Raw genomic sequence first — 14,272 nt, 5'->3', positions numbered from 1 at the left:
GTGATATTTCGGGCATTTTTTATAGGTTTAAATTTATACTACTTTAATAATATAGGTGTTCTTCTTACCTTTATTTAAAATAATATAGCGCTCTTTAATTAAATCTTCTGAAGACAATACATAATCTTCTTTCACCTTTTCTTTATTTACAGAAACGGAATTTTCTTTTAAAGCACGTCGTGCTTCACCATTAGAATTCAAGAAATTAGTTTTAGCAGCCAATGCAGCAATCATGTCAATACCTTCGTCAAAATCGGATTTTGATATTTCTGCTTGTGGCACACCTTCAAAAACATCTAAAAACAAGGCTTCATTCAAAGTCTTAATGTCGGTCTTAAAAGTTTTGCTGAATAAAATTCCAGATGCCTTTTCGGCATTTTCAAAATCAGATTCCGAATGTACCATCGTAGTTATTTCTTTGGCCAATCTCTTTTGCAATAATCTTAAATGTGGAGATTCATTGTGTACTTTAACGATAGCTTCAATTTCATCTTTATCTAAAAATGTAAATATTTTAATGTATTTCTCAGCATCATCGTCGCTGGAATTCAGCCAATATTGATAAAACTTATACGGTGAGGTTCTATTTGCATCTAACCACACATTGCCACCTTCGGATTTACCGAATTTTGAACCGTCGCTCTTAGTTATTAAAGGACATGTTATCGCAAACCCTTTACCGTTTCCTATTCTTCTAATGAGTTCTGTGCCTGTGGTAATATTTCCCCATTGATCACTACCTCCCATTTGAATGGTGCAATCCTTATTATTATACAAATGCAAAAAATCATAGCCCTGTACCAATTGATAGGTAAACTCCGTAAAACTCATACCATCGCTAGAAGATTCTGAAGATATTCTATTCTTTACCGAATCTTTTGCCATCATGTAATTCACGGTTATGTGCTTACCGACATCACGAATAAATTCTAAGAATGAAAATTCTTTCATCCAGTCGTAATTATTCACTAAAACAGCTGCATTTTTAGCATTGCTGTCAAAATCCAAGAAATGCGATAATTGCTGTTTAATCGCTTCTTGGTTGTGTCGTAATGTTTTTTCATCCAATAAATTTCGTTCACTCGATTTTCCGGAGGGATCGCCAATCATGCCTGTCGCGCCACCTACCAATGCCACTGGCCTGTGCCCACAACGTTGGTAATGTGCCAAAAGCATTATAGGGACAAGGTTACCAATATGCAAAGAATCTGCAGTTGGGTCAAAACCAACATAAGCACTTCTCGTAGCTTCTTCAAGGTGCTCCTCAACGCCAGGCATAGTATCATGCAACATGCCTCGCCATTTTAATTCTTCAACAAAATGTTTTCCCATAATGAAATGATTGTATTTTAATTTGAACAAAGATATGTTTCCGCACTAAAAGACAAAAGACAATTCTGAAAAAGCGTAACTTTACTTCGACCTCAGTATAAGGGCAATCAATAAATTAATAAGTATATGATTTTAGTAACTGGCGGAACAGGATTAGTTGGTTCCCATCTGCTGTTTAAACTATTGGAAAATGGAGAGAACGTACGTGCCATTTACAGAAGGGAAAAAACCTTAGAACGCGTAAAACAGGTATTCTCCTATTTTTCTGACAATGTGGACGATCTATTTAATGCAATTGATTGGGTGGAAGCCAATGTTACTAACATACCACAATTGCAAAAAGCTTTTGATAGTATTACTAAAGTCTATCACTGTGCTGCTTTTGTTTCCTTTGAGCCTGATAAATACAAAACACTCAGAAAAATTAACATAGAAGGAACTGCTAATATTGTGAATCTTTGCATCAGTCACGATGTTAAAAAACTCTGCTATGTTAGTTCTATCGCTGCCATTGGCCACCATGCTAATCCCAAAAAACTAATTGACGAGCAAACCGTTTGGAATCCCGAAGACGACAATAGTGTCTATGCCATTACAAAATACGGAGCTGAACTTGAAATTTGGCGCGGTACCCAAGAAGGTTTAAATGCTGTAATTGTGAATCCAGGCGTGATTTTGGGAGGTGGCTATTGGCATACAGGTGGTAGCGGTAGTTTGTTTAAACAAATTAAAAACGGCATGCCTTATTATACAACTGGCATTACTGGCTATGTTGATGTTTGGGATGTGATCAACTGTATGTACAATTTAATGAATAGCACCATTAAAAATGAAGGTTTTATTTTAGTTTCAGATAATCTTAGTTTTAAGGACTTTCAATTTATGGTTGCTGAAATTTTAGAGGTTCAGCCTCCAAAAAAAGAAGCAAAACCATGGCTTTTGGCCATTGCCTGGCGATTGGATTGGTTGAGTTTTAAACTTTTTGGTAAACGAAGAAGTCTATCTAAACAAATGGCAAAATCTGCTGTATCTATTACTAAATATAATAATTCTAAAATTAAAGAAACTCTTAATTTTCAATTTAAACCAATTAAAATATCTGTGAAAGAGGTCGGTAAATTATTCCTAGAAGATTTAAATAAATCGTCTTAATTGTTAGTGGTGTTAACACTTTTTGTTTACTTTTAAATATTAGGTTTTGGTGATTTCTTTAAGGTCATAGAGTCATTGGTCTTCTCCTTAATTCTTAATATTTTTGCATTTTTTATTGAGTCCCGCCTACGTTTTGCTGCCAATCCTTCAGTTTTTTGAATATCTTCAAAAGTAGTTTTGTCTAATTCCAGTTTTGCCTTTACATCATCAACTATAGACTTATAGGTTTTTGTGTCAAAAGCATAATAATTATTGCTGTTTGCAAACTGAAGACTATCTATATCAAATTTTTTGAGAACATAGTTCTCTGGATTTACACCGTTATCTTCCAACAATTTCTTATTGACACCTTTGGCTGCATTTATGATGTAAAGCTCATACAAAATATCCGTCATTTTATCCTTCGGAATCAGATCATTAGGTTTTTGTGGTTTTTCTATTTTACCACAAGACCATACGGCCAAAAGCATTAAAATTATGATACTAAGTCGAGTTAAATGCATCCTATCTATTAAAAGTTAATCGCTGTCCTGCTTTAACGTCTAAAACCTTAAAATTGTTATATGCCAGTTGACCATTAACAAATGTATGTGTAATTCTACTTTTAAAAGTGTTTCCCTCAAACGGCGACCAGCCACATTTATATAGAATATTGCTTTTATTTACCGTCCATGGGCTTTGTAAATTGGCAATGACCAAATCTGCAAAATAACCTTCTTTGATGTAACCGCGTTTTTCAACATCAAATAAAATGGCAGGATTGTGGGCTGTTTTTTCTACTATTTTTTCAATGGATATTTTTCCTTGATGGTGCATTTCTAATAAAGCAACCAAAGCATGTTGCACTAATGGACCACCTGAGGGTGCTTTTGTGTAGGGATTGTTTTTTTCTTCCATGGTGTGTGGCGCATGGTCTGTAGCAATAACATCAATTCTGTCGTCCAAAAGTGCTTTTAATAATTGATCTCTGTCACTTACTTTTTTTACAGCAGGATTCCACTTGATTAGACTACCTTTTTTCTTATAGTCTTCGTCTGAAAACCATAAGTGATGAATACAAACCTCAGCAGTAATTTTTTTATCCTTTAGTGGTATTTTGTTTGAAAACAATTGTGTTTCCTTTCCTGTTGACAAATGAAACACATGCAATCGCGCACCAGTTTTCTTAGCCAATTCAATAGCTTTAGAAGAAGAAATGTAACAAGCTTCCTCACTACGGATTACAGGATGTTTTTCCATAGGGATATCATCTCCAAATTCTGCTATGTGTTTCGCAAGGTTTTTTCTTATCGTTGCCTCATCTTCACAATGTACAGAGATAACCATATCGGTACTAGAAAATATTTTCTCAATAGTTTCTGGATTATCTACCAACATGTTCCCTGTAGAAGAACCTAAAAACAATTTTAATCCAGCTACGGTTTTTGTATCGACTTTTAAAATTTCGTCTAAATTATCATTTGTACCGCCAAACATAAATGAGTAGTTAGCATATGAAGAGTTAGCAGCTATTGCAAATTTTTCTTCTAACTTCTCAACCGTCGTGGTCTGCGGACTGGTATTTGGCATTTCTATAAAAGACGTAATACCACCTGCCAACGCAGCTTTAGATTCGGTTTCTATATTTGCTTTATGGGTGAGACCTGGCTCCCTAAAATGTACTTGATCATCTATCATTCCAGGTAAAACATAGTTCCCTTCTACATCTATCACGTTAATGTCCGAAGATTTGACGCTAATTGATGAATCTATAGATTTTATTAATTGGTCTTCAATAAGAATATCTCCTTCAACAATTTTTCCCTCGTTGACGATTTTTGCATTTTTAATTAAAGTCTGTCTGTTCATATGCCTTTTACTTATCAAATAAGCTCTTTAATTTTAAATTAATCACTCCAAAAATGGCTTCGGAAATTATGCTCCCGCTCATTTTTGATTTTCCTCTTATTCTATCTTTAAATATTACGGGTATTTCCACAATTGTAAACCCTTTTTTATATGCCTTAAATTTCATTTCAATCTGAAATGCATAGCCCACAAACTTGATTTTCTTCAAATTCAAAGCCTCCAACACTTCTCTACGATAGCAAACAAACCCTGCTGTGGAATCCTTCACTTTCATACGCGTAATGAAACGTACATACCGTGATGCTCCATAAGATAGCAAAATCCGGGTCATGGGCCAATTGACCACTGTTATTCCTCTAACATATCTCGAGCCTACTGCCATATCCGCTCCTCCTTCTGCACAAGCCTTATAGAGTTTAATTAAATCGTTTGGATTATGAGAAAAATCGGCATCCATTTCAAAAATGAATTGGTAGTCTTGCTCTAAACTCCATTCAAAACCCGCTATATAGGCAGACCCTAATCCACTTTTGCCCTTTCGTTGCAATAAGTGTAATTGTGCGGGAAATTCCTTTTGCAACTGTTTAACCTTTTCAGCTGTTTTATCTGGCGAATTATCATCTACGACCAACACATGAAACTCTTTTTCTTGTGTAAATACCGCTTTAATTATGAGCTCAATATTCTCAATTTCATTATATGTTGGGATGATGACGAGTGCGTCCGACATGTTTCAGTTTTAAAACTAATGGCCTTATCTATATTTCCAACAAAAGTAAAGTTTTTAATGGATTTTATATGACATTTTACATTTTTGATATACAACTCATCATCAAATTGTGCAAAGGTTAATTTTCTTGCTAAATTAGCACCATGCGTAATTTTATTACATATGAATGGTTTACGATTTTTACCATTTTAGGATTGACCGTTATAGCTGTTGCAAAATTTGTAAACACTATGAGGTTCAATGATTTTATTGCTGTAATTGGTAATTCTAAATATTTAAAAATTTACTCCAAAGGGCAAAAATTTATCGATATTTTTGATAGTTTTCTATTTGCAAATCTCGTTATTTCACTTAGTATATTTAGCTTCTTTGCGTATTCTGCTTACAATACACCTCTAACTTTTGAGCTTTCCTTATTTTTAAAAATAATTTTTACTATTGCTACGGTATTATTGATAAAAACATTGCTTGAACGACTTTTAGGCAGCCTTTTTGAAATTGACGCCGTAATGGATGCTTACTTGTTTCAAAAAACAACTTTCAAGAATTATTCTGGTATTATTTTTCTATGCTCCAACCTATTTTTGTTATATACAGAAATCAATACGAATGTAATTATAGTTACAACGTTTGTTATTGTTTGCATCGTACATCTTATTGGATTTGCAACCTCCTTTAAAAACCATCAAAATATAATAAGTATCAACTATTTCTATTTTTTATTGTATCTTTGCGCTCTCGAAATTGGACCTTATGTTCTTTTATATAAGGTTTTTAGCGAGTATAACACTTAAAACAGAGTTTACCGTATGAAAGTGAAAACAATTTTAGTATCCCAACCAGAGCCTAAAATAGAGAACTCACCATACTTTGATTTGCAGGAGAAGCAAAAAGTAAAAGTGGACTTTAGACCCTTCATTCATGTAGAAGGCGTGTCGTCAAAAGATGTTAGACAGCAGAAAGTGGATTTATCCAAGTATACTGCGATTATTTTAACCAGCAGGAATTCCGTTGATCATTTTTTCAGGGTTGCAGACGAGATGCGATTTAAAGTACCAGATACAATGAAGTACTTTTGCCAATCTGAAGCTGTTGCCTACTATCTTCAAAAATATGTAGTCTATAGAAAACGTAAGATTTATGTTGGCAAACGCAATTTTGAAGACCTTTCACCTCTAATTAAAAAATATAAAGACGAAACATTTCTACTCCCGACCACAGATAAAGTAAAGCCAATTATTCCTGAAACATTGGATGCCTTAGGTGTTAATTGGAAACAAGCAACATTCTATAAAACAGTTATTAGCGACCTTTCAGATTTGGCAAATGTTTATTACGATATTTTAGTGTTCTTTAGTCCATCTGGAATTGAATCGTTGTTTCATAATTTCCCAGATTTTAAACAGAATGAAACCCGTATTGCGGTATTTGGCAACACTACGGTAAAGGCTGTTAAGGATAAAGGGCTTCGTGTTGACATTTCTGCACCAACGCCAGAAACTCCTTCTATGACAATGGCATTGCAGAAATATATTGACGCTGTTAACAAAGGAAAGTAAAAAATATAAAAGCAAAAAAAAAGCGATTCTGGTTTCAGAATCGCTTTTTTTGTTCTATAAATTTTTCATTTAAAACGCATATCGTTGTGGACCTCCTCGTCTTATTTCCTCTGACGCATAAGATTCAAATTTTTTGAAATTCTCTCTAAATGCATTAGATAATTTAAAGGCTAATTTATAGTAAGCTTCATCATTATTCCAAGTTGTTCTTGGACTTAAGACTTCTGTCGGAACACCTGGACAACTTCTAGGTTGCGCCACACCAAATACTGAATGAATATGGTAATCTTCATAAGTGTATTTACCTAAATCACCATTTAATGCTGCATTGATCATAGCACGCGTATATTTTAATTTCATACGTGTCCCAACTCCGTAAGGACCACCTGTCCAACCTGTGTTAATCAACCAAACATTGGCGCCAGAATCCTTCATTTTCTTACTTAGCATCGTCGCATATTCTGTTGGGTGCAACGGCATAAATGGTGCGCCAAAACATGCGGAAAAATTGGGTGTTGGCTCTACCACACCTGCTTCAGTACCTGCTACTTTAGCTGTATAACCAGAAATAAAGTGATATGCAGCCTGACTCGGTGTTAACTTTGATATTGGAGGTAAAACCCCAAAGGCATCGGCCGTTAAAAAGAAAATGTTTTTTGGATTTTCACCAATCGATGGCTCCTTAATATTGTCAATGTGGTATATTGGATAACTTACTCTTGTATTTTGAGTAATGGATGTATCTGCAAAATCTACGTTGCCATCCTTGTCCATAACCACATTTTCTAGAATTGCACCTTTTTTAATAGCTCCATAGATCTCTGGTTCTTGTTCTTCGGACAGATTAATGACCTTAGCATAGCAACCTCCTTCAAAATTAAAAACCGTATTTTCTTTTGTCCAACCATGCTCATCATCTCCAATTAAACTGCGATCTGCGTCTGTAGATAATGTGGTTTTTCCTGTACCAGACAATCCAAAGAAAATAGCTGTATCACCATCTTTACCAACATTAGCGCTACAGTGCATTGGTAAAGTATTTTTATATACGGGAAGAATAAAATTTAAAGCTGAAAAAATCCCTTTTTTGATTTCTCCAGTGTAACCTGTTCCACCAATTAATGCAATTTTTCTGGTAAAATCTAAAATGGCGAAATTATGTTGACGAGTTCCATCTACTTCTGGGTCTGCCATAAATCCAGGCGCATTTACAACTGTCCACTCTGGAGTAAAATCTTTTAACTCCTCTTCAGTGGGACGTAAAAACATATTATAAGCAAACATGTTGCTCCAAGGATATTCGTTTATGACCCTAATATTTAATTTGTACTTGTCATCTGCACAAGCATAACTATCTCTTACGTAAACTTCTTTACCAGATAAGTAGTTTGTTACTTTATCATATAATTTTTGAAATTTATCGCTGTCAAAAGCAATATTTATATTTCCCCACCACACTTTATCTTTTGTGATATCATCTTTTACGATAAATCTGTCCAATGGGGATCGTCCTGTAAACTCGCCAGTATTAACAGCTAAAGCTCCAGAAGAGGCCTCGACACCTTGACCTTTAGAGATGGTTTCTTCATGAAGTTGGTCAGAGGAAAGTTGATATTTGATTTTAGCATTTTTAATGCCGTAATTATCTAACGAAATCGATTTCGCTGATGGTGTATGGTTTACCATAATTTTCTGTGTTGTTTTAGGTTAGCAAAATTAAAACTTTATTTTAGAATAGCCTTGTGGATTAACATTAATCGACCTTTGTCTTTAATATACCGATTAACATGACTAACCATGCAATAATCAGCGATAAGCCACCTATAGGCGTAACGAGTGCTATGGTCCTAAAATTAAAACTCGAAAGCTCATTTGTAGCCAAACCATAAATAGAACCTGAGAATAAAGTCAAGCCGAAAATGACAAAATAAAAAATAGCTTTTTTTGTTTTGTTTGAAACAAAGGTAGAACTGCCTAAAACAAGAAGCAAAAAGGAATGATACATTTGATAACGCACACCTGTTTCAAAAGATTTAATTGCATCTTCATCAACTAATTTTTCTAAACCATGGGCCGCGAAAGCACCCAACACAATGGCTATTATACCTAAAATAGCTCCAGAAATCAAAAGTTTTTTGTTCATATTACGTCAGTTTTCGGTTTTTAATGGCATTTGTATTTCTTACATTCGTGCTTTACAAAATTAAACATAATGCGAAAGATTCTAATTGTTGGAGCCGGGAAATCATCATCCTACCTTATTAAATATTTATTGGATAAATCTGAATCTGAAAATCTTTATATCACCATTGGCGATCTAAATGTTGATAACGCCAAAAAACTGGTTGGGAATCGTAAAAACACCAGTATTATTCATCTTGATGTTTTTGATGCCAAATCAAGAACAAGCGCAGTATCAGACGCTGATATCATTATTTCCATGTTACCTGCTCGTTTTCATGTAGAAGTAGCAAAAGACTGCATTACCTACAAAAAGCATATGGTTACAGCATCATATGTAAGTGATGAAATGCAAGCATTAAATGAAGATGCCAAAGCCAACAACCTTGTTTTTATGAATGAAATTGGTGTGGACCCAGGCATTGACCATATGAGTGCCATGAAGGTAATAAATGAAATACGGAACAAAGGAGGACAGATGATTTTGTTTGAATCCTTTACTGGTGGTTTAGTCGCACCTGAAAGTGATAATAATCTTTGGAATTATAAATTTACCTGGAATCCTAGAAATGTGGTGGTGGCCGGACAAGGTGGAGCGGCAAAGTTTTTACAAGAAAATCAATTCAAATACATACCATACAATCGATTATTTAGACGCACAGAATTTTTGGACGTTCCAAACTATGGACGCTTTGAAGCATATGCCAATAGGGATTCTCTTAAATACCAGAGCGTTTATGGTTTGGAGAATGTTAGAACGCTATATCGTGGCACCATGAGACGGGTTGGTTTCAGTAGAGCATGGAATGTGTTTGCTCAATTAGGCATGACAGACGATAGCTATACAATTGAAGACAGCAAAAATATGAGCTATAGGGATTTTGTAAATGCTTTTTTAGCTTATAGCCCTACTGATTCTGTAGAACTTAAATTTAGACATGCGCTAAAAATTGATCAGGACGACATTGTTTGGGACAAATTTTTAGAACTGGACATTTTTAATCCTGACAAAAAAGTGGAATTGGAAAAAGCGACTCCTGCGGAGATTCTTCAAAAAATATTAATGGACAGTTGGGCCCTCAGTGATGACGATAAAGATATGATTGTGATGTACCATAAGTTTGGTTATGAGCTTAACGGAGAAAAACACCAAATAGATTCTACTATGGTTACTATTGGTGAGGATCAAACTTACACCGCAATGGCAAAAACTGTTGGTTTGCCAGTTGCTATTGCCACTTTAGCTATTTTAAATGGAAAAATTAAAACACCTGGTGTTCAAATTCCAGTTACGGCAGAAGTTTATGAACCTATTTTGGAAGAATTGAAATCTTACGGTATTCAATTTATTGAGAAAGAGGTGACCTATTATGGCTATAATCCGCTTAACCGATAGTCTGACTTATACTCTGGAATGGTTTTGCTATTTTTATACTTTAAATTGTAATAATTAAAATTTCCATATTTATGGAAATGAACAAACGTTTTCAATGAAAATTAGCGACAAGGGTGTATATATAGATGGTATCGATAAAAAGATACTAAGAGCCTTAATGGATGATGCACGAACTCCAATTTTGGAAATTGCAAGAAACGTTGGTATATCAGGTGCTGCAATTCATCAAAGACTCAAAAAGCTTGAAAAATCAGGTTTATTGGCTGGTTCAAAATTTGTAATTAATCCAAAAATTTTAGGGTATACAACCATGGCGTTTGTTGGGATTTATTTAGATAAAGCAGTGAGTAATCCAGAAGCTGTAAAACAATTGCAAAAAATTCCAGAGGTGATTGAATGTCATTACACAACTGGACATTGGAGTATATTCATTAAAATCTTATCCAGAGATAATGAACATTTAATGCATGTGCTCAATTCTGAAATTCAAAGTATAAAAGGTGTTTCTCGAACTGAGACCTTTATCTCTTTACAAGAACAGATTAACCGACAAATTAAAATATAATTGGTTTGTGATTCCTGTATCGGAAGAAACCCCCAATTAATATTTAAAATAAAACACAAAAATCTGATTTTATATTTAAAAAAAAGCCTTGATTCCTCAAGGCTTTTCAATATAAATTATTCCTAATTAATTTACTATTCAATAACCAACTTTTTAACAGTTGACCCATTTTCTGAAGATATATTCAGAAAATAGATGCCTGATGTCAACAATGTGCTAAAATCAAAATTTTTATTACTTGTTGCTCCATTCAATTCTATAGTTGAAATTACACGTCCGTTTATATCCGAAATAATAAGATCCCTTAAAGCTATACCTGAGTTTTTAATGGTAATCTTTCCATTAGAAGGATTGGGATATACAGAAATTCCATTGGTTAAACTAAACTCATCATTGGATAACGTTATAGTTAAAGCTGCAGGAATTGCCGCTTCGGCACTAGCATATGTAGCATCATTTTCATTTGCTTCTCCTGCTACAATATCGTCAATAGTATAGTAATTTGCACTATCTGTAATAGCCAATTTAGCATCAGCAATAGTATTGAATGTATAAGAACCATTGTATATTGAATTCTCAACAAAATCTGCTTGTGGATCTGGACTACCTCCTAAACCTAGGGCACTAACTGGAGCTACTGCGTCCTGTAGTCCTTGAGGCAAGCCTGTTTGATTGCTATCCCCGTTATTTCCTGTAAACGCAGATGAAGCATTGTTAATCGCATATATAAACATCGGATTGTTTCCGGCATCCATAGATCCAGCCGCTGAGCTTGCATCTTGAAACACAATTATTTGATCCCCACCACTACTAGCTAAACCGAATGTTCCTGTTATACGAGTATCTGTGTAGTCGGCGAAATTTGTATTGGCACCTTCATCATATCTTATAATTGTTCCAGCAGCATGACCAGAAGCAGGAACCGTATAAGCCTTAGCACCCTCTGAGCCTACGCATGGCATATCAAACCCATCTGCTGTATCTGCCCCACAATCCGTAAAATATATAACGGTTCCGGCATCTAAAGCAACGAAGGTTACAAATGCGAAATCATCTGGAGCATTTGCTCTATTCAAAATAACTGCAATATCACCTGCTACTAATTGCGTTTGAGCATAATTGATATTTGTAAATGTAAAAGCATATATTAAACATGCTATTGAAAGTAGTTTTGTCTTCATAATAATCTGTTTTAGATATTTAACTCAAAAATATTGAATTTCAAATTAAGTTTACCTCTAATATACTTAAAGTGTTGAAATATTTTTTAAAAAAATGTAGGAATTTCAATAAATAAATTAGGCGCTAAATAAAAAAGCTCTTAGATTTTGGAGCTTATTTGATTTGAGAAAATTCAAGTCGAATTATATCAATTTTTTAATTATTAAGTCAATTTCTAAGAAATAACCACAAGACTAAAATGAGTTAAAATCAAACTCAAAATATTACCAACAAAAAAGCCCTCTAAAAAAGGGCTTTTTAAGATAGAATTTAAAATTATTCAGTCTCGTCCTCCAAAAACTTGAAGCGCCCAATACAATAGAGAAGCTAAAGCACCAATCGCAGCTACCAAATAAGTTCTGGCTGCCCATTTAAGCGCATCTTCAGAACCTTTGTATTCTTCTGGAGTTACCATATTTTTATTCTTTAACCAAGCTAATGCTCTATTACTAGCGTCGTATTCTACAGGTAGTGTGATAAAGCTGAATAAAGTCGCAAAGCCCATAAACACTAAACCTGCAACAGCGACCCAATAACCCAATCCTACACCGGCAGCGGCACCGAGAATCAATCCTCCAATAACCAGCCATTGCGACATGCCAGACGTAACGCTCACAATTGGTACTAAAGCCGAACGCATTCCTAATGCACTGTAAGCCTGTGCATGTTGCACGGCATGGCCAACCTCATGTGCTGCTACTGCCGCAGCAGCAGCATTACGTTGATTGTAAACGGCTTCACTCAGATTTACTGTTTTATTTTTTGGATTATAATGATCTGTTAATCGTCCAGGTGTCGATATTACTTCGACGTCATAAATGCCATTATCGGACAACATTTTTTCAGCAATTTCTGCACCGCTCATACCATTACGCAATTGCACTTTTGAATATTTTGCAAACTTTCGTTTTAATTGATTACTTACTAACCAACTTACAAGTGTTATCCCACCAATTAGTATCCAGTAACCTATTCCTATTCCACCCATATTTAATTTTTTTTAGTATGTAAATTTAAGGAATGAATAGCAAATAATGCGCCAAAATAAAGTTAAGAAATTATGTCAGTTGCATGTTACTACATTGCATCGACAGACCAGTTAAAAGCTTCGGCAATTTCCTCATAAACCACCTTCCCTTTTACGATATTTAACCCTTTTGCTAGCAAATCATTTTCAATGCAAGCTTTTTCCCAGCCTTCATCTGCCAAACGTAATACATATGGTAATGTGACATTGGTTAAAGCCAAAGTAGATGTGTACGGCACAGCACCTGGCATATTGGCTACACAATAATGCACTACATCGTCGATGATGAAAGTCGGATCTTCGTGTGTGCTAGCTTTTGTGGTTTCCATGCAGCCGCCTTGATCTACAGCGACATCTACCAAAACTGTACCTGGCCTCATATCCTTCAACATATCTCGAGTAATCAATTTAGGTGCTTTTGCTCCTTTTACCAAAACTCCACCAATAATTAAATCGTGGTCTTGAATACGTTTTCTAATATTATATTCGCTCGAAAATTCTGTGACTACATGACTTGGCATTACGTCGTTTACGTATCGTAATTGTTTCATATTAATATCCATAATTGTGACATGTGCACCTAAACCAGCTGCCATTTTAGCGGCTTGTATACCAACTACTCCAGCACCTAACACCAACACTTTTCCTGGTGGCACACCTGGCACTCCTCCAAGTAAAACACCTCTTCCCTTTATAGGTTTTTCTAAGTATTTTGCCCCTTGCTGTATGGCCATTCGACCTGCCACTTCAGACATTGGTGTTAACAATGGCAATGAGCCATCTTTATCTTCAACTGTTTCATAAGCGATACACACGGCCTTACTTTTAAGCATTGCTTTAGTCAGCGCCTCACTCGAAGCAAAATGAAAATAAGTAAACACGACATGTTTCTCATTTATCAACGGGTATTCTTCAGCGATAGGCTCCTTAACCTTTACGATCATTTCAGCTAACGCATAAACGTCTTCTATTGTATCCAATACTGTAGCTCCAACATCTTTGTAATCTTGGTCAAAAAAGCCACTACCAAAGCCCGCATCTTTTTGGACATAAACGGTATGATTTCTTTTTGTGAGTTCAAAAACTCCTGCCGGCGTCATACCAACTCGGTTTTCATTATTCTTGATTTCTTTTGGGACTCCGATTACCATAATTTGTAGATTTTGAGATTAATAGCAATGTGAAGTACCATTAAAAAATCTAGCTATCCAAATTTGGGTATAATGTTGAAGTGATTTTTGTGGAATTAATAATTTGAAGA

Annotated in this window: 14 protein-coding genes; 5 read left to right on the top strand and 9 right to left on the bottom strand. The window is 35.0% G+C overall.

Annotated elements, in window-relative coordinates; all coding sequences use genetic code 11:
- Positions 1–33: 33 nt before the first annotated feature.
- Entirely contained in the window at positions 34–1,332 is a 1,299-nt protein-coding gene (gene tyrS / locus HM983_RS00750) for a tyrosine--tRNA ligase (protein ID WP_179343327.1), read from the bottom strand.
- A gap of 126 nt (positions 1,333–1,458) precedes the next feature.
- On the opposite strand from tyrS, the gene HM983_RS00745 reads away from it, so the two are divergent.
- Positions 1,459–2,484 carry an NAD-dependent epimerase/dehydratase family protein gene (locus HM983_RS00745; RefSeq protein WP_179343326.1) on the top strand — a complete coding sequence of 342 codons (1,026 nt, stop codon included), beginning with the start codon at positions 1,459–1,461 and terminating at the stop codon, positions 2,482–2,484.
- 32 nt (positions 2,485–2,516) lie between these two features.
- Here HM983_RS00745 and HM983_RS00740 read toward each other — a convergent pair whose 3' ends face one another.
- The 3 genes from HM983_RS00740 to HM983_RS00730 are packed head-to-tail and all read right to left on the bottom strand — an operon-like array spanning position 2,517 to position 5,062.
- On the bottom strand, positions 2,517–2,987 hold the full coding sequence (locus HM983_RS00740) for a DUF4296 domain-containing protein (RefSeq protein ID WP_179343325.1): 471 nt from the start codon (positions 2,985–2,987) through the stop codon (positions 2,517–2,519).
- 1 nt (position 2,988) lies between these two features.
- A complete protein-coding gene (locus HM983_RS00735) occupies positions 2,989–4,332 on the bottom strand; it encodes a dihydroorotase (protein ID WP_179343324.1) in 1,344 nt (447 codons plus the stop codon).
- 7 nt (positions 4,333–4,339) lie between these two features.
- Positions 4,340–5,062, bottom strand: coding sequence for a polyprenol monophosphomannose synthase (locus tag HM983_RS00730; protein WP_179343323.1), 723 nt, complete (start codon positions 5,060–5,062; stop codon positions 4,340–4,342).
- A gap of 143 nt (positions 5,063–5,205) precedes the next feature.
- On the opposite strand from HM983_RS00730, the gene HM983_RS00725 reads away from it, so the two are divergent.
- A complete protein-coding gene (locus HM983_RS00725) occupies positions 5,206–5,856 on the top strand; it encodes a DUF4271 domain-containing protein (protein WP_179343322.1) in 651 nt (216 codons plus the stop codon).
- 15 nt (positions 5,857–5,871) lie between these two features.
- On the top strand, positions 5,872–6,621 hold the full coding sequence (locus HM983_RS00720; RefSeq protein WP_179343321.1) for a uroporphyrinogen-III synthase: 750 nt from the start codon (positions 5,872–5,874) through the stop codon (positions 6,619–6,621).
- Between the two features lie 69 nt (positions 6,622–6,690).
- Here the strand turns inward: HM983_RS00720 and pckA are convergent, their stop codons facing one another.
- Together pckA and HM983_RS00710 are read right to left on the bottom strand one after the other, a co-directional pair.
- Positions 6,691–8,307 carry a phosphoenolpyruvate carboxykinase (ATP) gene (gene pckA, locus HM983_RS00715; protein ID WP_179343320.1) on the bottom strand — a complete coding sequence of 539 codons (1,617 nt, stop codon included), beginning with the start codon at positions 8,305–8,307 and terminating at the stop codon, positions 6,691–6,693.
- A 67-nt stretch (positions 8,308–8,374) separates the two neighbouring features.
- Complete coding sequence (locus tag HM983_RS00710) at positions 8,375–8,764, bottom strand: DUF423 domain-containing protein (protein WP_179343319.1); 390 nt, start codon at positions 8,762–8,764, stop codon at positions 8,375–8,377.
- Between the two features lie 69 nt (positions 8,765–8,833).
- On the opposite strand from HM983_RS00710, the gene HM983_RS00705 reads away from it, so the two are divergent.
- Both HM983_RS00705 and HM983_RS00700 read left to right on the top strand, forming a co-directional pair.
- The gene (locus HM983_RS00705) at positions 8,834–10,198 is read left to right on the top strand and encodes a saccharopine dehydrogenase family protein (protein WP_179343318.1); all 1,365 of its coding nucleotides are present in this window, start codon (positions 8,834–8,836) and stop codon (positions 10,196–10,198) included.
- 94 nt (positions 10,199–10,292) lie between these two features.
- Complete coding sequence (locus HM983_RS00700; RefSeq protein WP_179343317.1) at positions 10,293–10,763, top strand: Lrp/AsnC ligand binding domain-containing protein; 471 nt, start codon at positions 10,293–10,295, stop codon at positions 10,761–10,763.
- Positions 10,764–10,897: 134 nt separating this feature from the next.
- Here HM983_RS00700 and HM983_RS00695 read toward each other — a convergent pair whose 3' ends face one another.
- The 3 genes from HM983_RS00695 to ald form a co-directional block, all read right to left on the bottom strand.
- The gene (locus HM983_RS00695) at positions 10,898–11,944 is read right to left on the bottom strand and encodes a T9SS type A sorting domain-containing protein (protein ID WP_179343316.1); all 1,047 of its coding nucleotides are present in this window, start codon (positions 11,942–11,944) and stop codon (positions 10,898–10,900) included.
- 320 nt (positions 11,945–12,264) lie between these two features.
- Positions 12,265–12,972, bottom strand: coding sequence for a zinc metallopeptidase (locus tag HM983_RS00690; RefSeq protein WP_179343315.1), 708 nt, complete (start codon positions 12,970–12,972; stop codon positions 12,265–12,267).
- Between the two features lie 89 nt (positions 12,973–13,061).
- Complete coding sequence (gene ald, locus HM983_RS00685) at positions 13,062–14,162, bottom strand: alanine dehydrogenase (RefSeq protein WP_179343314.1); 1,101 nt, start codon at positions 14,160–14,162, stop codon at positions 13,062–13,064.
- Positions 14,163–14,272 lie beyond the last annotated feature (110 nt).

The organism is Winogradskyella ursingii, assembly GCF_013403975.1.
In the GTDB taxonomy this organism is placed as follows: domain Bacteria; phylum Bacteroidota; class Bacteroidia; order Flavobacteriales; family Flavobacteriaceae; genus Winogradskyella; species Winogradskyella ursingii.
The sequence above is the reverse complement of the archived record's forward strand: the minus strand, read 5'-3'. Positions and strand labels throughout refer to the sequence as shown.